General features: G+C 50.5%; 24 protein-coding genes. 16 read left to right on the top strand and 8 right to left on the bottom strand.

Annotated features, from left to right (window positions below):
• Positions 1-27 precede the first annotated feature (27 nt).
• From HRH59_RS06350 to HRH59_RS06325, 6 genes are all read left to right on the top strand, one after another.
• Positions 28-1,524 (top strand): CoA-acylating methylmalonate-semialdehyde dehydrogenase, encoded by a 1,497-nt coding sequence (locus HRH59_RS06350; RefSeq protein ID WP_173500432.1) that lies wholly within the window; start codon positions 28-30, stop codon positions 1,522-1,524.
• Between the two features lie 299 nt (positions 1,525-1,823).
• The gene (locus HRH59_RS06345; protein ID WP_173500431.1) at positions 1,824-2,981 is read left to right on the top strand and encodes an acyl-CoA dehydrogenase family protein; all 1,158 of its coding nucleotides are present in this window, start codon (positions 1,824-1,826) and stop codon (positions 2,979-2,981) included.
• A gap of 165 nt (positions 2,982-3,146) precedes the next feature.
• Positions 3,147-3,920 carry an enoyl-CoA hydratase gene (locus HRH59_RS06340; RefSeq protein ID WP_173500430.1) on the top strand — a complete coding sequence of 258 codons (774 nt, stop codon included), beginning with the start codon at positions 3,147-3,149 and terminating at the stop codon, positions 3,918-3,920.
• Positions 3,920-5,062 (top strand): enoyl-CoA hydratase/isomerase family protein, encoded by a 1,143-nt coding sequence (locus HRH59_RS06335; RefSeq protein WP_173500429.1) that lies wholly within the window; start codon positions 3,920-3,922, stop codon positions 5,060-5,062. The genes HRH59_RS06340 and HRH59_RS06335 overlap by 1 nt, the downstream gene beginning before the upstream one ends.
• Positions 5,063-5,074: 12 nt before the next feature.
• Entirely contained in the window at positions 5,075-5,968 is an 894-nt protein-coding gene (gene mmsB, locus HRH59_RS06330; RefSeq protein ID WP_173500428.1) for a 3-hydroxyisobutyrate dehydrogenase, read from the top strand.
• Between the two features lie 344 nt (positions 5,969-6,312).
• On the top strand, positions 6,313-7,071 hold the full coding sequence (locus HRH59_RS06325; RefSeq protein ID WP_173500427.1) for an SDR family oxidoreductase: 759 nt from the start codon (positions 6,313-6,315) through the stop codon (positions 7,069-7,071).
• A 49-nt stretch (positions 7,072-7,120) separates the two neighbouring features.
• On the opposite strand, the gene HRH59_RS06320 is transcribed toward HRH59_RS06325, so the two are convergent.
• Positions 7,121-8,026 (bottom strand): EamA family transporter, encoded by a 906-nt coding sequence (locus HRH59_RS06320; RefSeq protein ID WP_173500426.1) that lies wholly within the window; start codon positions 8,024-8,026, stop codon positions 7,121-7,123.
• Positions 8,027-8,213: 187 nt separating this feature from the next.
• Between HRH59_RS06320 and HRH59_RS06315 the strand changes: the two genes are divergently transcribed.
• The 4 genes from HRH59_RS06315 to HRH59_RS06300 all read left to right on the top strand — a co-directional run bounded on the left by HRH59_RS06315 (position 8,214) and on the right by HRH59_RS06300 (position 9,409).
• Positions 8,214-8,450 carry a ribbon-helix-helix domain-containing protein gene (locus HRH59_RS06315; protein ID WP_173500425.1) on the top strand — a complete coding sequence of 79 codons (237 nt, stop codon included), beginning with the start codon at positions 8,214-8,216 and terminating at the stop codon, positions 8,448-8,450.
• Positions 8,443-8,601: a type II toxin-antitoxin system RelE/ParE family toxin gene (locus tag HRH59_RS19265; RefSeq protein WP_231702416.1), complete on the top strand. Its 159-nt coding sequence runs from the start codon at positions 8,443-8,445 to the stop codon at positions 8,599-8,601. Before HRH59_RS06315 ends, HRH59_RS19265 begins: the two co-directional genes overlap by 8 nt.
• A gap of 190 nt (positions 8,602-8,791) precedes the next feature.
• On the top strand, positions 8,792-9,220 hold the full coding sequence (locus tag HRH59_RS06305; RefSeq protein ID WP_173500424.1) for a nuclear transport factor 2 family protein: 429 nt from the start codon (positions 8,792-8,794) through the stop codon (positions 9,218-9,220).
• Between the two features lie 36 nt (positions 9,221-9,256).
• Positions 9,257-9,409, top strand: a complete 153-nt coding sequence (locus tag HRH59_RS06300; RefSeq protein ID WP_173500375.1) for a YciI family protein — start codon at positions 9,257-9,259, stop codon at positions 9,407-9,409.
• 16 nt (positions 9,410-9,425) lie between these two features.
• Here HRH59_RS06300 and HRH59_RS06295 read toward each other — a convergent pair whose 3' ends face one another.
• Positions 9,426-11,069: a tetratricopeptide repeat-containing response regulator gene (locus HRH59_RS06295; protein WP_173500423.1), complete on the bottom strand. Its 1,644-nt coding sequence runs from the start codon at positions 11,067-11,069 to the stop codon at positions 9,426-9,428.
• A gap of 148 nt (positions 11,070-11,217) precedes the next feature.
• Between HRH59_RS06295 and HRH59_RS06290 the strand changes: the two genes are divergently transcribed.
• Positions 11,218-11,526, top strand: a complete 309-nt coding sequence (locus HRH59_RS06290) for a DUF6482 family protein (protein WP_173500422.1) — start codon at positions 11,218-11,220, stop codon at positions 11,524-11,526.
• A gap of 4 nt (positions 11,527-11,530) precedes the next feature.
• Here HRH59_RS06290 and HRH59_RS06285 read toward each other — a convergent pair whose 3' ends face one another.
• Genes HRH59_RS06285 through wecA form a run of 3 tightly spaced genes read right to left on the bottom strand, consistent with a single transcriptional unit; the run spans position 11,531 to position 15,133 of the window.
• Entirely contained in the window at positions 11,531-12,691 is a 1,161-nt protein-coding gene (locus HRH59_RS06285; RefSeq protein WP_173500421.1) for a polysaccharide pyruvyl transferase family protein, read from the bottom strand.
• A 12-nt stretch (positions 12,692-12,703) separates the two neighbouring features.
• On the bottom strand, positions 12,704-14,023 hold the full coding sequence (locus HRH59_RS06280) for a flippase (RefSeq protein WP_173500420.1): 1,320 nt from the start codon (positions 14,021-14,023) through the stop codon (positions 12,704-12,706).
• Positions 14,024-14,056: 33 nt separating this feature from the next.
• Positions 14,057-15,133 carry a UDP-N-acetylglucosamine--undecaprenyl-phosphate N-acetylglucosaminephosphotransferase gene (gene wecA / locus HRH59_RS06275; RefSeq protein ID WP_173500419.1) on the bottom strand — a complete coding sequence of 359 codons (1,077 nt, stop codon included), beginning with the start codon at positions 15,131-15,133 and terminating at the stop codon, positions 14,057-14,059.
• 171 nt (positions 15,134-15,304) lie between these two features.
• Between wecA and HRH59_RS06270 the strand changes: the two genes are divergently transcribed.
• From HRH59_RS06270 to HRH59_RS06250, 5 genes are read left to right on the top strand one after another with little or no spacing between them, the layout of a single operon-like run.
• Positions 15,305-16,360, top strand: a complete 1,056-nt coding sequence (locus HRH59_RS06270) for a glycosyltransferase family 4 protein (RefSeq protein ID WP_331460154.1) — start codon at positions 15,305-15,307, stop codon at positions 16,358-16,360.
• Positions 16,357-17,127, top strand: a complete 771-nt coding sequence (locus HRH59_RS06265; protein WP_173500418.1) for a WecB/TagA/CpsF family glycosyltransferase — start codon at positions 16,357-16,359, stop codon at positions 17,125-17,127. The genes HRH59_RS06270 and HRH59_RS06265 overlap by 4 nt, the downstream gene beginning before the upstream one ends.
• 19 nt (positions 17,128-17,146) lie before the next feature.
• The gene (locus tag HRH59_RS06260) at positions 17,147-18,046 is read left to right on the top strand and encodes a glycosyltransferase (protein ID WP_173500417.1); all 900 of its coding nucleotides are present in this window, start codon (positions 17,147-17,149) and stop codon (positions 18,044-18,046) included.
• Positions 18,046-19,341 carry an O-antigen ligase family protein gene (locus tag HRH59_RS06255; protein ID WP_173500416.1) on the top strand — a complete coding sequence of 432 codons (1,296 nt, stop codon included), beginning with the start codon at positions 18,046-18,048 and terminating at the stop codon, positions 19,339-19,341. Before HRH59_RS06260 ends, HRH59_RS06255 begins: the two co-directional genes overlap by 1 nt.
• On the top strand, positions 19,325-20,026 hold the full coding sequence (locus HRH59_RS06250; protein WP_173500415.1) for a hypothetical protein: 702 nt from the start codon (positions 19,325-19,327) through the stop codon (positions 20,024-20,026). Before HRH59_RS06255 ends, HRH59_RS06250 begins: the two co-directional genes overlap by 17 nt.
• Here the strand turns inward: HRH59_RS06250 and HRH59_RS06245 are convergent.
• The 3 genes from HRH59_RS06245 to HRH59_RS06235 all read right to left on the bottom strand — a co-directional run bounded on the left by HRH59_RS06245 (position 20,021) and on the right by HRH59_RS06235 (position 23,977).
• Positions 20,021-21,361 (bottom strand): O-antigen ligase family protein, encoded by a 1,341-nt coding sequence (locus HRH59_RS06245; RefSeq protein WP_173500414.1) that lies wholly within the window; start codon positions 21,359-21,361, stop codon positions 20,021-20,023. The two genes, HRH59_RS06250 and HRH59_RS06245, sit on opposite strands and share 6 nt — an antisense overlap.
• Positions 21,362-21,447: 86 nt before the next feature.
• A complete protein-coding gene (locus HRH59_RS06240; protein ID WP_173500413.1) occupies positions 21,448-21,954 on the bottom strand; it encodes a hypothetical protein in 507 nt (168 codons plus the stop codon).
• Entirely contained in the window at positions 21,941-23,977 is a 2,037-nt protein-coding gene (locus tag HRH59_RS06235) for a bifunctional diguanylate cyclase/phosphodiesterase (protein ID WP_173500412.1), read from the bottom strand. Before HRH59_RS06235 ends, HRH59_RS06240 begins: the two co-directional genes overlap by 14 nt.
• Between the last annotated feature and the right edge of the window lie 5 nt (positions 23,978-23,982).

Here is a 23,982-nt window from a genome sequence, read left to right as displayed (position 1 = left end):
CATACCCAAACAATCGGGAGAAGCAACATGACACAACAGGTTAAGCATTTTATCGACGGCGAGTTTGTCGCACCAACAGGTGACAAACTGATCGCTGTTACCAACCCGGCAACACAAGATGTGATTGCTCAGGTGGCATGTGCCACAGCGGCAGAAATGGAACGCGCTATCGAGTCGGCCAAAGCCGCCTTTTTAACGTGGAAAGAAGTGCCGGTATCGGAGCGCGCCCGTTTAATGATGCGCTTTGCTCACCTGTTAAAAGAACATCAGGGTGAAATTGCTGACATTATCTGCCGCGAACTGGGTAAAACAGTAGAAGACGCCAAAGGCGATGTCTGGCGCGGTATCGAAGTAGTTGAACAAGCGGCTAACATTCCGTCATTAATGATGGGTGAAACGGTAGAAAACGTGGCTCGCAGTATCGACACCTACAGCTATATTCAGCCACTGGGTGTGTGTGCCGGTATTACGCCATTTAACTTCCCGGCGATGATCCCGCTGTGGATGTTCCCGATGGCCATTGCCTGTGGTAATACTTTTATTTTAAAACCGTCTGAGCAAGACCCGATGACGGTAAACAAAATTGCCGAGCTGTTTGTACAAGCCGGTGCGCCAAAAGGCGTATTACAAGTTGTACACGGTGCCAAAGAGCAGGTTGATGCGATTTTGCATCACCCGGATATTAAAGCCATTTCGTTCGTTGGCTCGGTAAATGTTGGCCAGTACATCTACAAAACCGGTACAGACAATTTAAAACGCGTACAGGCCTTTGCCGGTGCGAAAAACCATATGGTTATTATGCCGGATGCCAACAAGCAGCAGGTGGTTAATGCTCTGGTTGGTGCTTCTGTTGGCGCCGCTGGTCAGCGCTGTATGGCAATCTCTGTAGCCGTATTTGTTGGTGCTGCAGCAGATTGGATCCCTGAAGTGGCCGCGGCCATTGGTAAAGTACGGCCGGGTGTGTACACCGACCCTAACGCTGCTTATGGCCCGCAGATCAGCCCGCAGGCGCGTGCCCGGGTGTTATCGTTAATTGAGCAGGGCAAGAAAGAAGGCGCTACTTGTGTGCTGGATGGCTCTGACTGCAAAGTCGACGGTTACCCGAACGGTAACTGGGTAGGCCCAACGGTGTTTAGCAACGTCACTACCGATATGGAAATTTATAAGCAGGAAATTTTCGGTCCGGTATTAACCACTATGCAGGTTGGCTCGTTGGCTGAGGCATTAAAAGTGGTAAACGATAGCCCGTACGGTAACGGTACTTCTATCTTTACCGCCAGCGGCGCGGCAGCACGTAAGTATCAGCATGAGGTGGAAGTAGGCCAGGTAGGTATTAACATTCCTATTCCGGTGCCACTGCCGTTTTTCTCATTTACCGGCTGGAAAGGCTCGTTCTACGGCGATCAGCATGCTTACGGTAAGCAGGCAGTGCGTTTTTATACTGAGACGAAAACCATTACAGCGCGTTGGTTTGACGACGATATTCCGGTTTCCGGCCCGAATATGTCGATTAACTTACGGTAAAGCAGCATGGGGCCTGATTTTAGTCAGGCTCAGGCCTGCACACTTTACACGCCGACACGCCATAAACCATCCATGGGGCTCGATTCCGGCCATCCATGGCCTCCAACGGTCGGCTTAGTAAAGTCTGCAGTCCTTCTCATATGCAGGTTCAACACGGTTAACAAGGCGAAGTGCGGAGTAGATTTAACTAAGCGAGCGATCAAAAGTGAGGCTGGTGGTCCGACATTTCGGAGAGCCGAACGGGCGAGTGTGTTAAATGTACGGAAGCAACGAAGCCGATTGGATAGACAGGACCAACTATGAATTTCAATTTAACAGAAGACCAACAAGCCTTTGTCGATGTGGCCAAACAGTTTGCCGAACAAGAACTGGCGCCACACGCAGCGCAGTGGGATCGTGAGCATCACTTTCCTAAAGACGTCATTCAGAAAGCCGGCGAACTGGGCTTTTGCTCATTGTATACGCCCGAAGAAGATGGCGGCATGTGCTTGTCGCGGTTAGACTCCTCGATTATTTTCGAACAATTGTCGATGGGCTGTACGGCAACGACCGCCATGCTGACCATTCACAATATGGCCACCTGGATGATTGCCAACTGGGGCACTGCAGATGCGAAAGCAGAATGGATGGAGCATCTGGTTACCGGCCAGAAATTAGCCTCGTACTGTTTAACCGAGCCAGGCTCGGGCTCAGATGCGGCCAGCCTGCGCACCAGTGCGAAAAAAGATGGCAACGAATACGTATTAAACGGCTCGAAGATGTTTATCTCCGGTGCCGGTGAGACTGAAGTTTTGGTAGTAATGGCGCGCACCGGTGAAGCCGGGCCAAAAGGCATTTCAGCCTTTATAGTGCCGGCCGATGCCAAAGGCGTTATTTACGGTAAAGCCGAAGAGAAAATGGGCTGGAACGCTCAGCCAACCCGTTTAATCACTTTTGAAGATGTGCGCATTCCGGCGCATTACCTGCTGGGGAATGAAGGTGAAGGTTTTGGCTTTGCCATGAAAGGCTTAGACGGCGGCCGGATTAATATTGCTACCTGCTCTATTGGTACCGCACAGCAGGCGCTTAACACGGCGCGCAACTATATGTTAGAGCGGCAGCAATTTGGTAAGCCACTGGCAGCATTTCAGGCGCTGCAGTTTAAGCTGGCCGATATGGCCACCGAGTTGGTGGCAGCGCGGCAGTTGGTGCGCTTAGCGGCGTTTAAGCTGGACCAGAAAGACGGTGAAGCTACCGCTTATTGTGCGATGGCGAAACGCTTTGCTACTGATGTTGGTTTTCAGGTGTGTGACCAGGCGCTGCAGTTGCATGGCGGTTATGGTTACATTAAAGAATACCCATTAGAGCGGCATTTCCGTGATGTGCGCGTGCACCAGATTTTGGAAGGTACCAACGAAATTATGCGGCTGATTATTGGCCGGCGTTTACTGGATGAAGCCGCAGGCGACATTCTTTAAGTAGCAGATGAATTCAAGCTGGGGGAACAGGATTGTTCTAAGCCGACCGTTGGAGGCCATGGATGGCCGGAGTCGAGCCCCAGGGACGGTTTATGGCGTGTCGGTGTGGGCAATGCTGTTTCACCGGGCACGCTGCATAAACTACGCCCATATCAGGAGAGAATAATGGCTCAACTAAAACTCGAAAAACGCGGCCACACGGCGCTTATTACCATGTCTAACCCGCCGGCCAATACCTGGACGCGTGAAACCTTGACGCAATTGCGTAACGCAGTAAAAAGCCTCGATGAAGACAAAAATATCTATGCGCTGGTGATCACCGGTGAGGGCGATAAATTTTTCTCTGCCGGCGCCGATTTAAAGCTGTTTGCCGATGGCGATAAAGCCGTGGCCAGCGACATGGCGCGCATTTTCGGCGAAGCCTTTGAAACGCTGAGCAACTTTAGTGGCGTATCTATTGCCGCCATTAACGGCTATGCAATGGGCGGCGGCTTAGAAGTGGCGCTGGCCTGTGATATCCGCATTGCCGAGCAACAAGCACAAATGGCCCTGCCGGAAGCTAAGGTTGGCTTGTTGCCTTGTGCTGGTGGCACGCAAAACCTGGCCTGGTTAGTGGGTGAAGGTTGGGCGAAACGGATGATTTTATGCGGCGAGCGTATCGGCGCTGAAAAGGCGCTGCAAATTGGCCTGGTAGAAGAAGTGGTAGCCACCGGTATGGCGCTGGAAACGGCACTGGTGCTGGCCGATAAAGCGGCTGAGCAAAGCCCTTCGTCGGTTACGGCCTGTAAAAAGCTAATTCAACAAGGTCGCAGCGGCAGCATTCAAAGTGCCTTACCACTGGAGCGCGAGCTGTTTGTCGGCTTGTTCGACACCAAAGATCAGGTAGAAGGCGTGCAGGCATTTTTAGAAAAACGTAAAGCCAACTGGGTGAACGGCTGATGAGCGGCGTTAATGAGGTGGTGCTGTATCAGGAACTGGCAGCACAAAACGGCAAAAAGATTGGCGTGGCCACACTTAACTCAGAAAAGTCGTTAAATGCGCTTAGCTTGCCGATGGTAGAGTCGTTATTACCACAACTACTAGCCTGGCAGGCTGATAGCAGCATCAGTATGGTATTGCTGCAGGGCGCGGGCGATAAAGCCTTTTGTGCCGGTGGCGATATCCGCGACTTATATAAAGCCATGCTGGATAAACCCGGTGCCTATGCGCCTTATGTTGAAGACTTTTTCACTAAAGAATACACACTGGATTATTTAATCCACACCTTTGGCAAGCCGGTGCTGGTGTGGGGCAATGGCATAGTAATGGGTGGCGGCCTCGGCTTAATGGCCGGTGCGTCGCATCGGGTGGTTACCACCACCAGCCGTATAGCGATGCCGGAAATGGCGATTGGCTTGTATCCGGATGTCGGTGCCAGCTGGTTTTTAAACCGTATGCCAGCGGGTTGTGGCCTGTTTTTAGGCTTAACCGGCGCCTCTATTAACGCTGCCGATGCTAAGTTTATTGGCCTGGCCGATAATTTCTTATTGCATGAACGCAAAGCCGCGCTGGTGGAAAAGCTGCTGACAGTGAAGTGGGGCGATACAGTAGCGCTGAATCACCAAAAACTCAGCGATCTGCTGCGTAGCGAGGAAGATCAGTGCCGTACCCAAATGCCGCTGAGTAATATCCGGCCGCATCAGGGCGAAATTGAAAAGCTCGCCAAACACGACAATCTGCAAAACGTGATCGCTGCAATTAATACTATGGCCGGTGAAGACAAATGGCTGCAAAAAGCCAAAGAATCGCTGGCCTATGGTAGCCCGATCACGGCGCATATCGTGTTTGAGCTGCTAAAGCTGGGCCAGAGCAAAATTCTGGCTGACAGCTTTCGCTTAGAGCTGGGTTTAAGTGTGCAGTGCGGTAAGCTGGGTGAATTTACCGAAGGCGTACGCGCTTTGTTAATGGACAAAGATTTACAGCCGAAGTGGCAATATAAAACCGTAAGCGATGTGCCGCAAAGCGTGATTGACGAGCTGTTCCGCTCACCGTGGAGTGCCAACGAGCATCCGCTGCGCGAACTGGGTCAACCGGATAACTGATTAGGAGCAAATATGGCGAAGGTTGCATTTATAGGCTTAGGCAATATGGGTGGCCCTATGGCCATCAATCTGGTGAAAGCCGGCCACGCCGTTACGGCGTTTGATTTATCGGCAGCGGCACTGACACAGGTAAAAGCCGAAGGCGCTGTGGTTGCCGCCACAGCTTTAGAGGCGGTAACAGGCGCTGAGTTTGTTATTTCTATGCTGCCGGCGGGTAAGCATGTACTGGGTTTGTATCTGGGCGAGCAGGGTGTGGCAGCTAATATCAGCAAAGATGCGCTGGTGATTGACTGTTCAACCATTGATGCCGACAGCGCGCGGAAAGTTGGCGCTGGCTTGGCGGCACAAGGTATCGCCTTTATCGACGCACCGGTGTCCGGTGGCGTTGGTGGTGCCAAAGCCGGTACCTTAACCTTTATTGTCGGCGGCGATGCGGCGCACTTTGAGCGTGCGAACACCGTGCTTGGCAATATGGGTAAAAACCTGTTTCACGCAGGTGATGTTGGCGCCGGCCAAGTTGCAAAAATTTGCAACAATATGCTGCTGAGTATTTTAATGGTCGGCACCTCAGAAGCGCTGCAAATGGGTGTGGATAACGGCCTGGATCCGAAAGTGCTGTCAGACATTATGCTGAAAAGCTCCGGTCGCAACTGGACCTTAGAGCTGTATAACCCCTGCCCGGATGTGATGCCCACTGTGCCATCCAGCAACGGTTATCAGGGCGGTTTTATGGTCGATTTAATGGCGAAAGATTTAGGTCTGGCGCTGGAGGCGGCAATGCAAAGTAACAGCAGCACCCCGATGGGCGCACTGGCACGTAGCTTGTACGTGGCGCACCAGCGGGCCGGTAATGGCAAACTGGATTTTTCCAGTATTTTTAAACTGTTTGAAAAGAAAGCAGGTTAGCTTGAGCTTTATGGTGGCAGTTGGATAGAGCGACTGCCACTGCGTACATTTTTTGTCAGACACGCCGTAGATACGTCCCTGTAGGCTCCTGTTTTTCATCCATGAAAAACACGGTCTGCCAAAAAAGTACATCCGTGTCAGCCTTAGTGCTAACCGGAACCTTAAAAGTATTTAATAGAGCGGAGTGATGAGCTCCGTTCCAAACAAGATGATAAGCCTGCGCGAAGATACTTTTTGCTCAAGACCGTTGGAGGCCATGGATGGCCGGAGTCGAGCCCCAGGGAAGGCTTGTGGCGTGTCGCAGCAAAAATGTTCGTAGCGCAGGCGATTACGGAGAAAGTCAGATGAACCTGCAAAACAAAACCATCGTTATCACTGGCGGCGCACAAGGCTTAGGCCTGGAGATGGCCCGCATGTGTGCGAATGAAGGCGCCAAACTGGCATTAATTGATATGAATACCGATCAGTTAGCTGCAGCCAAAGCAGAGCTGGGCGCTACAACCACAGTGCAAACTTACATTGCTAACGTAGCCGATGAAGCACAGGTAGAGGCTACCTTCATGCAAATCGACAGTGATTTTAACGGCATTGACGGCCTGATTAACAACGCTGGCATTTTACGTGATGGTTTGCTGTTGAAATACAAAGACGGCGAGCTGCAAAGCAAGATGTCATTGGCGCAGTTCCAGTCGGTTATCGACGTAAACCTGACCGGCGTGTTTCTCTGCGGCCGCGAAGCTGCGGCAGTGATGGTAAAACGCGGTACCAAAGGCGTGATCATTAATATGTCCAGCGTCGCCCGCGGCGGCAATATGGGCCAAACCAACTACGCCGGCTCTAAAGCCGGCGTGGTGGCGATGACCGTAACCTGGGCGCGTGAGCTGGGCCGTTTTGGTATTCGTGTCGGCGCTATAGCACCGGGTGTGATTCGCACCGCCATGACCGATGCGATGAAACCGGAAGCCCGTGACCGTTTAGTGAAAATGAAACCGGTAGGGCGCTTAGGCGAAGCCAGCGAAATTGCCCATACCGCCAAATACATTTTTGAAAACGACTTTTTCACCGGCCGGGTAGTAGAAATCGACGGCGGCATTAGCATGTAAGCTGCGTTCGTATCGTAATGGAAAGGCGCCACGGCGCCTTTTTTAATACTCAGTTGCTAACTTTAAGCTTTGCTTGAGCAGAGGGTGGTACTACAACGCTGGTGCGCTGCCCCAGCCACACTCCAAGCAGTACCAGCACCATACCGGCACTTTGCAGTAATGTCAGCTTTTGTTGCAGCACCAGTGCGCCCAGTACGGTAGCACTTAGCGGGCTAAGCAGGCTAAGGGTGGTTACGGCTGTTGCCGGCATCTTCATTACACCGCGCAGCCAAAACACATAGGTTAAGCCGGTGCCAATTAAGCCCAGCCAGATATAACCGAAAATGTTTGTCAGGCTAAGATGTGCCGGTAAGGGTTCAAACAGCAAGGCCAGTGGCAGTAAAAACAGGCCGCCGGCTGTGAGCTGCCAACTGGTTAATACCATGGCGCTGGCCGGTGGTAGCCATTTTTTGGTCAGCAAGGTGCCACAAGCCATGGCAAAGGCGCCTGTAGCAGCGGCCGCTACACCGATAAAGTCCAGTTTCGCGGCTGGCCCTAATACCAACATGGCCACACCGGTTAAACCACACAGCGCGGCAATCCAGCTTAGCATGCCGGTTCTGGCCTTTAGTACCGCCCAACCCAGTAATACCACTACCAATGGCTGAATAGCACCTACAGTAGCCGCCACGCCACCGGGTAAACGATAAGCTGCCACAAACAGCAGTGCCTGAAAAATACCAATGTTCAGCATACCCAGCAGAGAGATTTTGCCCCACCAGCCTTTAGCCGGTAGCTGGCGCAGGCACAGTAGCATTAACAGCCCCACCGGTAAGGTGCGAAGCACTGCCGACAGTAACGGTACATTGGGCGGCAGAAACTCCGTGGTAACCAGATAAGTGCTGCCCCAAATTAAAGGTGCTGCTGCGGTTAAAAAAATATCAAACCAGCGGGCTGGCGGTGCGGCTGAACTCATTGAAAACTCCTGAAATAAGCGGATTAAAAAGCACTAAGCTAAGCGCTTGTTGCAAACCACAGGCACTGTAAAAGCTCAACCTAGCTTAAGGTCAACCGTTTTATATGACCGCACTTAAAAAATTGCACACCGGTTAGTCGTGGTGTATTTTTGATGCAGTTATGCACCAAATGCAAAGGTGAACGTTATGACCCGTCAGAGCATTACCCTGAGTCAGCCAAATGATGAATGGCTGCAGAAACAAGTGAGTGAAGGCGCTGAGTACAGCAGCAAAAGCGAGCTGATTAACGAGCTTATCCGTAATGCCCGTCGCGCAGAGGCAATTAACCAGAGGTTGGCTTTAGCTGAGCAAAGCGGTTTTATCAGCCAAAGTGCAGAAGATATGTTACAGGAGTTTAAGCAAGGTTTAGCTAAGCATGTATAAAGTGCGGCTGTCTAATCTGGCGAAAGAAGATTTGCGGCGCATTTACTATTATGGCGTACAGCACTTTGGCCAGCAGCAGGCCGATAGTTACTTTTATACTTTTTTCAGCATGTTTGAGCAAATTGCTAAAAATCCGCTTTTATACCAATAAGTAGATCATATCCGGCCCGGTTATCGGCGTTGCCTCTGTGGTGTTGACAGTATTTATTATCGCATCGACGGTAATACGGTAGATATTATGGCAATACTTGGCTCGCAGGATTTGCAGCCCTGGTTACCTTAACGCTTTATTGTGTGGTAGTTTAACTGATAAAAACTGAGTACATAACAGGGAACCCACTATGAAAATCAGCCTACTGCTCGCCACGCTGTTATTAACACCAACTCTGGCCCTGGCCGACGACAAAGCCGAACTTACTGCAATACTGGGTGAGTTTTTAGACGGCGCCACCCGCAACGATGCCGCTATCCACAATAAATACTGGGCCGACGAGCTGATTTACACCAGCTCCGGCGGCACCCGCTTTGGCAAAGCCGAACTGATGCAAAGTGTTACCAGCCGCGGCATATTAAAGCCCGAAGAGATCGACACCGTATACAACAGTGAAGATTTGCGCATTATGCAGTACGGCGATACTGCTGTGGTGGCTTTTGTGCTGGTAGGCAGGTCGGGCGTCGATACCAAACGCTATTTAAACAGCGGTACCTTTGTGCGCAAAAATGGCCAATGGCAGGCAGTAAACTGGCAAGCTACCATTAAAGCGGAATAACCCAAACGCACGGGACAGCCGGTTAACGAAGATGTTGTGAAACACTTTTTATTGATATACGACACCGCGGCAGATTATTTGCAGCGCCGTGCTGAATTTCGTTCTGACCATCTGGCAGTGGCTTGGCATGTCGCGCCGGGCGCGGGGAGTTACCGCTTGGCGGCTGGCTCGGTGCTTTACCTGTATTAAGTGGGTTTTACCAGCCTTAACCATCTGAGTCTTTAGCGCGTTGTCTCAGCTGCGGGTGTTGGTTTAAAACGGTCGTTAGGTATTTGCCAAAGCGAGAACGGTTGTCATCACTCAGCTCGCTTTGGCTTAACAGTTTAATGGCGGCACGGCTGTATCGCAGTGTGAACTCATTTAAGGTGACGCCTTTACTCATGGTCTGTAAAATATTCAATGCCAGGGTAGGGTTAGTACGCATAAAATCAAAGGTTTCAGCAAATAACTCGATTGCCCGGTTGTACTGCCCTTGTTGGTAGGCGTAGCTGGCTTCATTGTTAATTTGCTTGATTTTAACTTTAAGCTCGTCATGGCGTTCTTGCTCGATATTTTTCATGATGCGCTGGGTTTCGGTCAACATGTCGTCATCTTTAAGCAAGGCGGCCATCTGCTCTATATAATGCTGACTGGCGTATAAGTCGCCCAATTCAAAATACGCTTTGGCAGCATCCAAAGCTGAATCAGTGGTTGTGTGTTCATCTTTATTTAACGGTACTTCCTGAATCATTTTACGGGCTTTGGCAAGTTCGCCACGGGCTGCGACAATACGGGTTTTTAGCAAGGCAGTTTCGCGCTGATGTTTTTTTATATCAAAACGTTTAGGCAAGGCGCTTACCAATCGCTCGGCATGACCCAGCATCACAGCGCGGTCCAGAGTGTTAACGCAGTAGGCCTGGTCCAGAATGGCACGAGCCTGGTTTAGATAATTGTCTACATTATCGTGGCTGGAATGACGTGCCTCGGTTACCAGTCGGGTACAAATGCGCACGCATGCGGCCTTATCACTTATGATGGATGCCAGGTTAGCCAGTGCTCTTTGTCGGGTAATGTTTTTGGGTGACAACAACACAGCACGCTGCAAGGTCTCAAACGCTTTTTCATAACGCTGATACTTAATATACAGTCTGGCCAGCCAGTCAAGTGCTTCCACTTTGGTATCGTCAAACTGAGTTAAATCGGCAAGTTGTAGTTCGGTATCTTCCCAGCGATCCTGGTAAAAACAAGCAACAGATAAGCCTAATCTGGCCCAGTTAAGTGTTTTTTGTCCGGCAAGCTGCTGATAAAATTCCTCAGCTTCTGCATAACGTTTTAGCTTTAACAACAACTCACCTTTAATGCGAGCTGCGGCAATACTATGCTCATTATCCCGACTAATCACACTGTCGCACTCTTCAAGTGCCAACGCATAATCACGCTCATACAGGGCGTAATACACTTTACGCAAACCAATGCGGCCTTTGATAGCTCTTACTATACGCTCTTCCAATGCGGGGGCAGAAAAAGGTTTTAACAGGTAATCATCCGGTTGCAGCTCTATCAGGCCATGTACTATCTGGCGCTGGTTTTCTGCGCTGATAACGATAAAACAGCAGAGTGGGCTTAACAGGCGTTCATGCTTAAGTACTTCAAACAGTTGATAACCGTCTTTACCATCACCGAGGTTAATATCACACAGGATAAAGTCGAACGGGATTTCATAACATTTGGTGATCGCCTCGTTGGCATCGCGTGCCAGGTGGATAGCATCAAAACCCAGTTGTTGTGTCATGCTTTTAATAGAGGCTCGAACAGGAGAGCAGTCGTCAATTATCAACAATTGTTTACAGCGAAAAAAACTGGCGTCCATCGGAGCTTCAACAATTGTTTATCTGAATATATACCGATACTAGATGAAGCCGACGACTGGGTAAAGGTTGTCTTATACTTTGTTGCAGCATAAAGATCCGGTAAAGACGACTCAACGTACAGGATTTGAACAACAATGAGGATTAAACATGCCTTACCATCGAGCCAACCATTTAAATCATCAGGATGTACGCATTAACGAGCTCACCATTCACTCGTTTGAAATGGGCGTTTATCTGGCAGAAGCCGACTACGACGGCCGCAAAGCGTTTTTAGTTGATGAAGACAACAAACCACAGCAGTTTCACAGCATTGATGAAGTAAAGCTGGCTCTGGACCGCTGCACCATCTACAAAGCGTATTTAGTGCACCAGTCGGCTTATGATGAAATGTGTGGCGGCGCTGAAAAAGTCGATAACACCTTAAAAGTGCCGCTGTTTTTGCCGGGCGTTGGGTAATACCTTAGCCGATAGCCTGGTACAGCCGCTGCCACATGGCAGTATTTTGCTGTTTTAACGCTGCAGCTTGTTGTTTTACTACGGTAGCCAACGCGTCTTTGTTATCCAGCAGTTGCTGCAAAGCACTGAGCAGGCTTTGCTCGCTCAGCTCGGTTACGCAGTAATCTCCCATGCCAAAGTCGGTCATCATGGCGTGGTATTTGTGGCTCCAACTGGTCGCAATACAGGGGACGCCCTGGCTTAGCGCATTTACCGCGCCGTGAAAACGTGAGCTTATTGCCAACTCAGCCTTGCCGATAAAAGCTTTTACCGCCAGCGGATCATCAATTTGTACTATGGTGCACGGCGCTTTAGCGGCAATTTCAGCACACAGTTCGGCATCTTCTTTACCTTCATGGTTTACCAGTACACATTGCATACCCGTTGCCGAGAGCTTATTAGCGGCAGCGGCAAAGGCGGCGATATAGTCGTTGCGGTGCTGCTCTGCACCGGCATGGTTGAATTTAGACACTACCTTGTTATTCGGAATAAGTGCAGCATAAGGGCCGTTAACAGGCGGTATTTCATCATTGGCGCGCGCAGTTAACCCCACGGTGAAGTCCGGCGTCAGTACTACCGAATCCGGCAGGTTTGGCACACAGCTTTGCAAGTGTTGCAATGACACCGGATCGCGGACAAAAATCAGCCTGGCGTGGTTAATAATATCGCGCATTGCAGCTTTGCTGTCGTCGGTTTTAAACGGGCCAAAGGCTTGTGGCATAAATACAAAAGGTTTACCGGCTTTGGCAAAACGCACCACTTCTTTGGCGGTATTTTGTAAAAACCGCAGTGGCCACTGATCGCCATAAGCAAAGCCGCTGGCTTCCAGCACTAAATCCACTTGTTGTTCGCTTACCATGCCATAACGGTTAAACAGCCGCTGTACTGCACCCGGTAATTTGCCGATAAGTGGCGTTAAATCCAGACCGCCGCGGCGAAATGACAGCTTTTGCCAGGCGCCTAAGCGGGCGCGTTCCACATAAGGCAAGTTTGGTCCCGGGGACAGTACCAGCTCAACCGGTTGTTTAATGCCTTTCAGCCCTTCCAGGCTGGCTAACAACATTAAGTAGGCGCCTTTATTGCGAAACTGTACGCCTTTAATTTCAACGAAAAGTGGTTTGCTCATAGATAAACCTTGTTAGTGAGTGTCTTTACGACGCACGGTAATAAGTTGCCATAGCTGGCCGCGGGTACTTTTGGCCAGCAACAGGAAAAAGAACGACGCATAGGCATAGGATATTAATGTGGCCCACGCTGCGCCAACAATACCCATGCTCGGAATAAGCCATAAATTTAAACCGACATTAAGCAGGGCACCAACACCGTGGCTTAGCAGCGACAGTGGCTCCTGCTCGGTAATAAGTAAGTGCTGGCTGATTAAATAGCGCACAAAGATAAAACAGCCAGCCCAGATATGAATGCGCAGTACCTCAACGGCGGCGGCAAAACTGTCGCCAAATAACAGGCTGATAATCCAGGGCGCGGCCAGCGACATCAGCACGGCGATAGTAAAGGCGGCACTGAAAAACAGCAGGGCAAAACGGCGCAACTTTAAGTAGTAAGCGGGTTTGCCCAGCTGATAGGCTTTTAGCATATCCGGATAATAGCGCGCTGCTAAGGTCGCCGGAAACACATACCACAGCTCAGATAGACGGCTGGCGGCGGCATAAATACCGGCCTGCTCGGTGCCGGCAATAGAACCTATCATCACAATATCGATTTTCAGGTAAATTACCGACACTATGCCGGATAACCACAACCAGGAAGAGCGGCGCAGCAGCTGTTTGGCTTGCTGCCAGTTAAACCAGCGTGGGTGATAACCGGGCCAGCGCGCTTCGTTTTGTTTAAATGGCTGATGTTTACGCCGGTAAATAACATATTGCGCCATACCCACCAGTAAAAACTCGATACCGGTTAGCAGCAACAGGCTGGCAATACCAAAACCGCTGTACAGCAGGGCCAGTTTAACGCCGAAGCTCAACAGCGATATTGCTGATTTAACATAGGCGACGCTGCGAAACGTGCCCTGATAATTTAAGTAAAATTCAAATAGTAAAAAGCCGAAAAACGCTTGCAGTAAAAATAATACCAGAATAGCAACGGCGGTATTGCCGCTAAACATGGTGGGGTAGAGCAGATAAAACGCCAACAGCATTAAGCTGCCGCCCAGCAGCCCCAGCGCCAGCCGGATACTGATGGCGCTGTACAACATGGTCATTGCCGCATGGCCGCTGTCATGCTTTACCATCTGGCGAACCACGATATTGTTCAGCCCCATGCTGGTTATCGGCACTAAAAACGCGCTCCAGGCCATCACAATCGAATAGACGCCCAGCTCGCCGGCGCCCAGCATACGGGCGACAAATACCGTTAATACGGCGCCGGCAGCCAGCTTCACCAACTTGTCACCCAGCATTGCCGTAGCGCGGGCCATTAACAGCTTTTTAATGATGTTCACTGCGTTAACTGTCCTTACTTAATACGTCGCTATTTACTTCACCGCCCTTGGCTGGCGCTGTTGCAGTCGCTTATGGCGAAAGTGCGAGATAATACGCCAGATATGTTGTAGCAGATACAGGTAACCGCCAAACAGCGCGATAAACAGCAGCAACATAAGTGGCTCAGGCAGCAGCAGGTATTCACCGATAATACCGATACAGGCAAAAATACAGGCCAGGGCGGTAATAAGCGCCAGTGATTCGCGTGAGCTTAAGCCCAACCGCAGTGAAATATGGTGCAGGTGCTCGCGATCGGCCTGAAACGGCGATTGTCCTTTACGAATACGCCGTACCATAATGGCAATCATATCCATCAGCGGTATGGCGATGATCCACAGCGCTGTCACCGGCCGAAAGCTGGCACTCTCACTTTGGGTGCCGATGATCAGCAACCATATTACGCTCAGGCCAATTAACATGCTGCCGGCATCGCCCATAAAAATACGCCGGCCGGGTACCAGGTTCAGGTTGCACGCCAGGTAAGGTAGTATTGCCAAGGCTAACGTCAGTGCGAAACCGGCATATAACTGTTGGCCCCATAACGCCATAAAAATAGCGATACTGACAAAGCTGACCAGGCTTAACATGCCGGCCAGGCCGTCGATGCCGTCGGTCATATTAAACGCATTAATAGCGGCGATAACGGCAATCAGTGTTACCGGCAGCCCCAGCACGCCAAGCTCTATTACACCCAGGCCAAACAAATTACCCAGACTGGCGATATGCAAATCCAGGCTGTATGTCATGGCCAGCCCCACCAGCGTTTGTACCGCCAGGCGCAGCTTTACGCTTAAATCGAGGTAATCATCAAATACGCCCAATACCAGAATAACGCCGCTACAGGCCAGATAATAAAACGGCTGTATATTGCTGTCGGCAAACAGCAGCATGGCAATGGCCAGGCCACAGTACGTCGCTATGCCGCCGATTAACGGTACCGCCCCCTGATGCTGCTTGCGCCCGCGCGGTACATCTACCAGCCCCACGCGCACCGACAACGGATACAGTAACGCGATGGCTGCGCAGGCCGCAAACAAAGCAGTAATATAAAGACTAATATATTCAGACATTTAACTATCCTGGTTGGCTCAGGGTTAACAGCTATTCAGCCGGGCGTCAGCTACAATCGGTTTTACTGGCGCTATTCCGGTTGTAGCGCAATGCGCTATAAACTAAGTGTTTTTCCGGCGGACAACAAGTATTGTACATAGTCCGCCAGCGGTTCAGGGTGATATTTCAGCGTGCAGGCAGCAAAGAGTAACATTTTAATTATCAGCAATATGGGCCCTAAGCCTTCATCACCGTTTCAGGGCAAGTTTGTTCACAATCAGGTGTGGGCGTTAGCTGCGCTTAATCCTGCCTATCATTATATGCGCTGGCACAGTGACTCTTTGCTGAACAAGTGGTTGAAATATCCGGTTTTCGCGCTCGATTTTCTCTGGCGCTTTGTGTTAAGCCGGCGCCGGTTTGATATAGTGCATGTGCATTATTTTTACCCGACTATCTGGCTGGCGCTGTTGTATAAGTGGCTGCGAAATCCGAAAGTGAAAATTGTAGTGACCTGCCACGGCAGTGACATTTATTTGTATCAGCCACCCGGCAAAGCCTATCGTTGGTGTGCTGCCAGGGTGTCGCAGTGGATTTTTGCCAGCAAAGCCCTGGCGCGGCAGTTCAGTTTGCCAACGCAACGCGCTAAGGTGCTGCCGGCCGGCATCAGTGAATTGTTTGGCCAGGCCAAGCAACTGAGCTGGCAGGAAAAAACGATCGATATCTTGTATGTCGGCAGCCTGGATCACAATAAAGGCATGGATCGCTTACTGGCATTGTTACCTGCATTACAGGATAAAAAACTGGTGATTGCCGGCTCCGGCCCCTGGCTGGATAAGTTGCATGCTGCTGCCAGACGTTTCCCTAATGTGTTGGTGGTGGGGCCGAAAGACAGCCAGGCATTAAAGCAGTTATACAGCCAGGCGCGGTGTTTTATCAGCTTGTCACGCCACGAAGCCTTTGGCCTGGTTATGGCCGAAGCGATGGCCTGTTACACCCCGGTTATTGCCAGCTATACCGATGGTGCAGCAGAGCAGATTAACCACGGCGACAATGGTATTCTTATCAGCCAGCAGGGCACAGAGCAGCAACTGCTGACTGCGCTGGAACATGCATTGGCGCAGTTTTTTGCCCAATCTGATGCGCAATACCGGCAAATGCAGTTGGCCGCCCGCCACAGTGCAGAGCAATATCTGTTGGGGCGCGTGGTCAGTGAATTACAACAGCTTTATCAGGATGTTTTAAGATGAATGCAAACAACGCCAACAGCATAACGCCGGACAGCGCTGTGACCACAATACAGCCGCCACAGGTGAGCATAGGGCCGGTGCAGGTGTCCGCTTTTGCCGGCATGGCGCAACTGCTGGCTTATATAGTGCGCGACGATGGCAGTGTGTATGCCGGTTCAGCCATTGCCATTAACCCGGAAAAAATTCTTACCGCCATACGCGAGCCACAAATTGCGGCGGTCATTGCCGCAGCTGATATCCGCTATGCCGATGGTATTGGTGTGGTAAAAGTGATGCGCAAGCGGTTGAAGAAAAATGTACAGCGTATCCCCGGCTGCGAGTTGTGGCAGCAGTTGATGCTGCGTGCAGCACAGTACAAGGTGCCGGTGTTTATTGTTGGTGCTACACCAGAGGTTAACCGTCAAACGGAAACTAAGTTACTACAACAAAAAGTAAACCTGGTGGGCGCGGTAGACGGTTACTTTAAAGATGAAGCGGCACTTATTGCGCAAATTAAGCAAAGCGGTGCGCGCATTGTCAGCGTTGCTATGGGGTCGCCGAAGCAGGAGTTGCTGATCCAACGCATCCGTGCACAGCACCCTGATTGTTATTATATGGGCGTTGGCGGTACTTACGATGTATTTACCGGCAATGTAAAACGGGCACCTGAACTTTGGTGTAAGCTGAATCTGGAATGGGCTTACCGGCTGTTATCACAACCCAGTCGCATTGGCCGGCAACTTGGTTTGCTGCGCTACGTCTGGTGGTATTGGACCGGTAAAATTTAACGCTATGGAAGCCAACAACATGAGCACGCAATCGTTACCGCTGATCAGTGTTTATATGCCGACCTTTAACCGTGTGCAGATGGCAATCCGTGCTATTGAGTCGGTGCTGGCACAGGATTACAGCAATATTGAGCTGCTGGTAGTGGATGATGCCTCTACCGACGATACCTGGGCGGTGTTAACCAACAAATACATTAATGACGAGCGCATCCGCTTTTTTCGCCAGGCCAGCGGCCAGGGCGCCTGCGCTGCACGCAACCGTGCCATTACTGAGGCCAAAGGGGAATTTGTTACCGGTATAGATGACGACGATGAGTTTTTACCGCAGCGCTTAAGCAATTTGTATAACGCTTATGATGATAAATACAGCTGTGTCTGCTCCGGCTACATTTGGGATTACGGCACGCTGCAAAAAAAGCTGTATGCTGAGCGCCGGGTGGTTGGCTTAGCTGAATTGCTCGATTTACATACTTTGTCTAACCAGGCTCTGGTGCGTCGTGAACGTATGCTGGCCTTAGGTGGCTTTGATACCGGGCTGGCAGCATTTCAGGATTATGATATGTGGGTCAGGGTAGTGCAGGCATATGGCCCGGCACTGCGTATTGCGGATGCCAGCTACAAAGTAAATGTTGGCCACGAACTGGGGCGTATCACCAATTCGCCGAAGCGCTTGGATGCGCACAAGCAATTTGTCGCCAAGCACCGTGTGCACATGAGTGCGCGTAACCTGCAAAACCAGATGTTTTACCGCCAGACGATGGAACAAATTCCGCTGACCTTGTCACAACTGCTTAGCAGCAGCCGTTACGGTTTGGTGCAACTAAAGTGGCGCTATTTTATTAGACATAAGCTGGGCGTGCTTAGCCGCTGGCGTATTAAAGTGTTTAGTAAGGGATTTACCGGGTTGTTTAAAAAATAATGCCGCTGTCGTTACTATCACCCGCACTGCGCGCAGCCTGGCTAAACAGCTGCGATAAACTGCTGTGCTGGCTTATACCGCTGTTTTTAGCCGTCGATTGCCTTAATGGTGCTGTACTGCAATGGCATGGCACCAGCTATGGTTTGTCGGTGTATTACAAACTTATAGTGTTACTGCTGATGGTGTTGGTGCTGTTGTTACAGCAGCCAAAACGCTTGGCGGCACTGCTGTTGCTGCTGTTACTGCTGTTGGCAGGGCCGGCAATGCATTGGCCGCAGATGGCCACACACTGGATGCTGGCCGACATGCAACTGGCGATTAAAGCGCTTAGCCCGCTGTTGGCATTAGCCTGTTTAGTGTCATTACAGCAACGCCGGCCGCAGTTGGCAACGCAGCTGTTAACACAAACGCTGTATATCAGTGCGGCGGTGCTGCTGCTTAATGCTCTGGCCGGGTTGGCGGGGTTCGGCTTTACGGCTTATCAGCCGCTGGATGGTGTGGCGCAATCGTTTCTGGGTATTAAAGGCTTTTTCTATTCCACCAATGAATTATCGGCGGTGCTGCTGGTGATCAGCTGCGGCTTGTTGGTGCTGTGCTGGCCACACTATAAAGTCGCTTATGTTTTGGTGAGCAGTTGTGCGCTGGTGTTGGCGCTGTTACTGCTGACAAAAACCGGATTGTTCGGCGTAGTAATGCTGGTTATTTTTGTGCCGCTGTTAATGCAGGGAGCCGTATTTTGGCAGCGCCAGCGCCGTGCTCTTGCCATAGCGACAGGGCTGTTATTGCTGTTACTGATGCTGCTGCTGTTAAACGGTGAATACCTGCTGAGGCTGCTCGGCATTTACGACAAACTGAGTTTTGTTTATCAGCAGCGTGGTCTTAGCGGCATATTGCTGTCCTCCCGCGATTATTATGCCGGCCGCATTTGGCAAACCGCAGCAGACAACTACAGTGAATGGCAGCGCCTGGCGGGAGTGGGGCAAGGTGGTATTGCCTTGTATTTGAAGAAATATTTTGCTGAGCTGGACTGGTTTGATTTACTGGTGTTTCACGGCATCGCCGGTTTGCTGACATTTTTGCTGGTATTTGCCGTATTTATCCGCCACAGCTGGCAGCAGCGCTTTAGTGGCGCCGGGCGCAGCCTGCTGCTGTTAAACCTGCTACTGCTGTTGGTATCGTCGTTGGCGGGGCATATTTTAACCTCCGGCATGCTGTGGCTGCCCTGGGCTTTATGTAATGCCTTATTGCTGCAAAGTACGGCCGGCAAGAGGAGTGCTGATGAAAGATATTCTTGAACCGATGATGTTTCCGCATAATCTGGTGTTGTATGCTCTGCTGTTGGCTTGTATTTGCTACCGCAAAAAAGGCCTGTGGTTGCTGCTGGCATTTTATTATCTGGCCGGTAACAGTTTTGTGGCTAATCAGGTACGGGCCTGGTACGGCAGTTACAGTGCAGTGTATACGTTAAGTGCAGCCAGCAATGTGGTTGTGCTGGGCTGCGGCGGGTCACAGCAGACCCTGCCGGCCTGTGCTAAGGCGCGTTTACAGCAGTTATCGGCGTTAATGCCGCAGGGTGGCAGCGTGATTATTACTACCCGTTACTGCCGGCCCTATGTCGATTACTTGTTGTCTATGCCGGGCAATTTCGCCATCGATTGTTTTTTTGGCGGCGACAATACTTATAAAGAATTTAACAGCCTGGCTGCTAAACCAGAGCTGAAACCAGACTACATTCTTACCAGCGATTTTCATGCCTGGCGGGTAACACAGCTCACCGCACACCATGGTTTCAGTGCCAAAGTGGTGGCCACTTCCAGCCAAACCTTTCGCCGTGTTAATTGCGGTATAAATTGTCCGGTGACGGTTAACCTGACCAATTTTGATTTTTACAGCAAGCTAATGGCAGAGTTTGCCAGCTACAGTGTGTTTGTACTTACCCGCAGTTGGACAGACTGGTATCAACCGGGCAGCGATTTATAGCCCGGAGCCAGTACGCTGCGGTTGCGGGTTATGGTAAGCCAGATGGCTAAGAGCCAGAATACTGACAAATAACAAAGCATTAGCCGGTGCCTGCAGATTAAAATCTACCGTGTTATGCAGCAGCATATGCAGGTTGGCCATCATGGCACCAAAGGCCACACCTTTGTATAAGCGCGTATTACGCGTACGCATAGTTTGGATACATAACCACAGCGCATACAATTGCCAGGCGCCTAACAGCAAAGTGAGCGGTATGCCCAGTTCTATACTGAACTGTAAATATTCATTGTGGGCATGGTCGTAAAAGCCGGTATATACGCCTTGCTGCTGTGCCGGAAATACGGTGTAAAAGCTGCCGGCGCCACTGCCGGTAAGCCAGTGTTGTTGCAGCAATGGTAAGCTGTGCAGTACTACTTCATCACGGGTTTCGCCGGCAAAGCTGGTTTCTGCCAGCCGTTGTTTTACCTTTTCTACGCCAAACATGGCGCCGACTATCAGTAAATCCAGCACAAAAATACTCAGCACTAAGGGTTTTAGTAAGCGCGGCGGTTTTTTATAACAAAAAATGGCCAGCAGCGCTGTTATACCCAGGCCAACAAAAAAAGCACTGTTACCCATGCGCGAGCGGCTTAAAATTAAGCCGATAATCATTATTATCACTGCGAGGCGTAGCAGCATTTTGGCACTGAGCAAGGTGCTGACAGCTTCACGCAATTTGGCTTTACGGCTGCCGCTGACTTTGTCTACGTTCAGTTCACTGATCATCCAGCCAATGGCCATGCTAAGACACAGTGCAAGATAATTCGCGTAGTGGTTTTGATAAACAAAGCTGCCACGGGCTTTATCTGCTTCGATAACGCCAAACAGAGGTGATTGCTCCAGCCCGGCCAGATTAATCATGCTGCCATAACAGGCCTGAATGCAGCCGGCAGTGACAATGGCAATTAACACTGCTTTCATCCGCGCAACAGAATCGGTGTATTGGCACAACAGCCATAAAAACAGCAGCAGGTAAAAGGTGCGTTGTGCCAGCATAGCGGTGTGATAGGCGTCAGCGCTAGACAGGCCGGGAATAACATCCAGCCACTGCAGACACATATACAAGGCAGTAAAGGCCGGTACAGCGAGAAAGCGGCCTATCCAGCGCTCACGCCATAATGGTTGACGCTGTTGAAACGCCACGACACAGTGCAACAACACCGCCACAGCAATTAAGCTGTGTAATATTGACCAAGCCCAGATACGGTTAGAACCCAACGGGATCGGGGCCCAGATAATAATAAAGCTTAACAGTAAGGGAATTAAGCGGCTTAAAGAGCTGTGCTGTGTTTTCATGTCAGAGACTGCATAACATCCGTATTAAAATAATCCTGCACAAAGAAAAAGGGCCATAGGCCCTTTCTTATGCAACAAACTGAGGCTTAGTTACCGGAAATGGTACCGCCGCCGCCACCGCCGCCGCCGCCAAAGCCAGGCGCGCCAGGAGCTGGCAGTGCAACCGGTGCAACAGCAGCAACGGCTTGCAGAGCTTGTGGTGCTGCCGCTGGTGCAACCGGAGCTGCAGCAGTTTGGGTATCAGCGACAACCTGAGCTACTACGCTTGGGTCAACGCCGACACTTACAGCAGAAGCCAGAATAACGTCAGCTTCAACGCCTGCGTCGGCAGCTGCTGCTAAAATAGCTTCAATAGCAGCTTCATCTCCGTTTGCAGCAGTAATAGCATTCGCAATTAATTGCGCAGCATTTTCCGGTGCTGCAGCTAATTGCGCAGTTAAATCAGCAGTAGTCTGAACAGCAGTAACAGTTACAGGGGTTTCCTGTACAACAGCAACATCAGTGGTTTGTGCAATGTCCTGTGCAAATACCGCGCCTGAACACAACATCATTGTGCAAGCGGTACCCAGCACCAGAGCTTTACGAAGCATCATAGGTATCTCCTTTGGGGTTAAAAACTTGTTTCAGAGTATATTGCATTTTGGTTTTGTTGACATCCCCTTTTTTGCTCAAAAAGGTAAAATTTATGATCTCACCCAAAACGAACCCCTGAAACCCATCTACATTCAGTGATTTACAGGCTTCCAGCCTGTCTATGCTCTCAAGATGTGTTGCCAAAACTTTAATACCGACACTGTGACAAATTTGTGTCAGTGTCATAATAAAGAAGCGGTTGCTTTCTTGCTCTAAGTCATTGATAAATCCCGCATCCAGCTTAACATAATCAATATTTAAGTGTTGAATATGCCGCAGTGAGGTTAAATTGGCGCCGAAACGCTCAATAACCACTTTTATGTTCAACTGTTGCAATTTGGTTATAAATTGAGCGGCTTGCTGCGGATGTTGAATAATGCTGTGCTCTGCTATTTCTACCAGCAGCGGTGGCAGTGTTGCGGCACCTTGAGCCAACTGTAACAACAACCATTGGCGCAAGTCGTCAGAGCACAATACTGCTTCACTGATATTAATGGCCACGGCGCCACCGGATAACTGCGGCAGTGATTGTAATATAAACTGCAACATTTGCCGTTCTAACGTATCGGCACGGTTTAATCTGGCGGCCATGGCCAGCACTTCAGCGGTAGATAATGGCTTATCATCAACCACAAAGCGCAGTAAACATTCGGCATAAACCAGCTTATGTTGCTGATCGGCCACCGGTTGTAATAGCAGTTCCATATTGGCGTCACTGCTGTCGTTATGATGTAACAACCGGTCAATCAGTTGCTGCCACTGCAACCGACCCGGCGCGCACAAGTCTGCTTCAGTATTGGCGCCGGTTAACAGTTGTACGTTGTCTTGTGCCTGCAGCGTGTCCAGCCTGGCCAGAATGTTACTAAATGACTCTGCAGCTTCTGCCAGTACACTTACCGCACGGCCAAAACCCTGGCTGTAGCACTGGCTGTGTTCTTGCTCCAGCGCCTGTATCAGCTTGTTGTCCAGTTCAGCTGCGCTTGTTCTGTCTGCTGCGCCGATAATGGCAAACTCTGAACCTGACAGCCGGAACAGCTGCAATGCAGGGTATTGTTGTTGCAGTTGCCGCAACAGGCTGGCGGCTTTTTGCACATACTGATCACCGCTGGCATAGCCTTGCTCGTCATTAGTTTGTTGCAGCGAGCTTAAACTAACCATCGCCACATAAAGCGCGTTGTGGTTCAGTTTAGCGTCTTGCTGCAGATTGCTTAGTTGCTGCTGCAGCGCACGGCGGTTTGGCAGGGAGGTTAGCGGGTCTAAATAAGCCTGTTGCATGAGTTGTTCGGCATAGCGGCTTTGCTCGCTAAACACCTTACTGATATTCAGCACCATGCTGTTTAACGCCCCCAACACCAGGTTTAACTCGCGGGTGACGGTGCGGCCAGGGTTTTGCCGGAATTCTTTGCGGCCCACGGCTTCGGCTTGCTGCACTATTTGCCGCAGCGGCTTGAGCAGGGCACGCAAAATAACATGAATTGCTAAGGCTGCCAGCGCAAACAGCAGCGCACTGCTAAGCAGGTTGCGGGTGGTTTGTTGCCACAGGCTGCGTTCAGCCAGCACAGTGTTAGATTGCACCGTTAGCGTGCCCAGCACTAACCAGCCATCGCTTATCTCACTTTGCATTATCGGTGCCTGCAACGCAAAAACATCGCTGAACCAGCGCGGAACGGCAGCATTGTTATCGTGACTCAGATTAACCAGTTCGCGTTCTTCATTATCAACAAAACGGATTTGCTGATAATAGCCGGAGTCAAACAAGGTGCTGGCCAGAGTGTGAATAAGCACCGTGTCGGCGCCACCGCTGCTGCTTATCGCCAGGCCCAGGTTATGGGCCGCATCCTGCGCGTGTGATCCTAATTGACTGTTAAGATAATCGCGCAGCGTCAGCGTGCTGCTAAGCAAACTGCCGGCAAAGGCAATAAAGGTCATTACAATGATCAGTGCATAAAACTGCGTACTTAAACTGATTCCATTCTTCAACACGCTTG

This window comes from Rheinheimera lutimaris, from assembly GCF_013283795.1.
GTDB lineage: Bacteria > Pseudomonadota > Gammaproteobacteria > Enterobacterales > Alteromonadaceae > Alishewanella > Alishewanella lutimaris.
This window is presented reverse-complemented; position numbering and strand designations above follow the sequence as displayed.

Bases quoted from the DNA above. Each gene is read 5' to 3' on its own strand.
- HRH59_RS06350 (WP_173500432.1), top strand. From the start codon at position 28: ATGACACAACAGGTTAAGCATTTTATCGACGGCGAGTTTGTCGCACCA.
- HRH59_RS06345 (WP_173500431.1), top strand. From the start codon at position 1,824: ATGAATTTCAATTTAACAGAAGACCAACAAGCCTTTGTCGATGTGGCC.
- HRH59_RS06340 (WP_173500430.1), top strand. From the start codon at position 3,147: ATGGCTCAACTAAAACTCGAAAAACGCGGCCACACGGCGCTTATTACC.
- HRH59_RS06335 (WP_173500429.1), top strand. From the start codon at position 3,920: ATGAGCGGCGTTAATGAGGTGGTGCTGTATCAGGAACTGGCAGCACAA.
- mmsB (WP_173500428.1), top strand. From the start codon at position 5,075: ATGGCGAAGGTTGCATTTATAGGCTTAGGCAATATGGGTGGCCCTATG.
- HRH59_RS06325 (WP_173500427.1), top strand. From the start codon at position 6,313: ATGAACCTGCAAAACAAAACCATCGTTATCACTGGCGGCGCACAAGGC.
- HRH59_RS06320 (WP_173500426.1), bottom strand. From the start codon at position 8,026: ATGAGTTCAGCCGCACCGCCAGCCCGCTGGTTTGATATTTTTTTAACC.
- HRH59_RS06315 (WP_173500425.1), top strand. From the start codon at position 8,214: ATGACCCGTCAGAGCATTACCCTGAGTCAGCCAAATGATGAATGGCTG.
- HRH59_RS19265 (WP_231702416.1), top strand. From the start codon at position 8,443: ATGTATAAAGTGCGGCTGTCTAATCTGGCGAAAGAAGATTTGCGGCGC.
- HRH59_RS06305 (WP_173500424.1), top strand. From the start codon at position 8,792: ATGAAAATCAGCCTACTGCTCGCCACGCTGTTATTAACACCAACTCTG.
- HRH59_RS06295 (WP_173500423.1), bottom strand. From the start codon at position 11,069: ATGGACGCCAGTTTTTTTCGCTGTAAACAATTGTTGATAATTGACGAC.
- HRH59_RS06290 (WP_173500422.1), top strand. From the start codon at position 11,218: ATGCCTTACCATCGAGCCAACCATTTAAATCATCAGGATGTACGCATT.
- HRH59_RS06285 (WP_173500421.1), bottom strand. From the start codon at position 12,691: ATGAGCAAACCACTTTTCGTTGAAATTAAAGGCGTACAGTTTCGCAAT.
- wecA (WP_173500419.1), bottom strand. From the start codon at position 15,133: ATGTCTGAATATATTAGTCTTTATATTACTGCTTTGTTTGCGGCCTGC.
- HRH59_RS06265 (WP_173500418.1), top strand. From the start codon at position 16,357: ATGAATGCAAACAACGCCAACAGCATAACGCCGGACAGCGCTGTGACC.
- HRH59_RS06260 (WP_173500417.1), top strand. From the start codon at position 17,147: ATGAGCACGCAATCGTTACCGCTGATCAGTGTTTATATGCCGACCTTT.
- HRH59_RS06255 (WP_173500416.1), top strand. From the start codon at position 18,046: ATGCCGCTGTCGTTACTATCACCCGCACTGCGCGCAGCCTGGCTAAAC.
- HRH59_RS06250 (WP_173500415.1), top strand. From the start codon at position 19,325: ATGAAAGATATTCTTGAACCGATGATGTTTCCGCATAATCTGGTGTTG.
- HRH59_RS06245 (WP_173500414.1), bottom strand. From the start codon at position 21,361: ATGAAAACACAGCACAGCTCTTTAAGCCGCTTAATTCCCTTACTGTTA.
- HRH59_RS06240 (WP_173500413.1), bottom strand. From the start codon at position 21,954: ATGATGCTTCGTAAAGCTCTGGTGCTGGGTACCGCTTGCACAATGATG.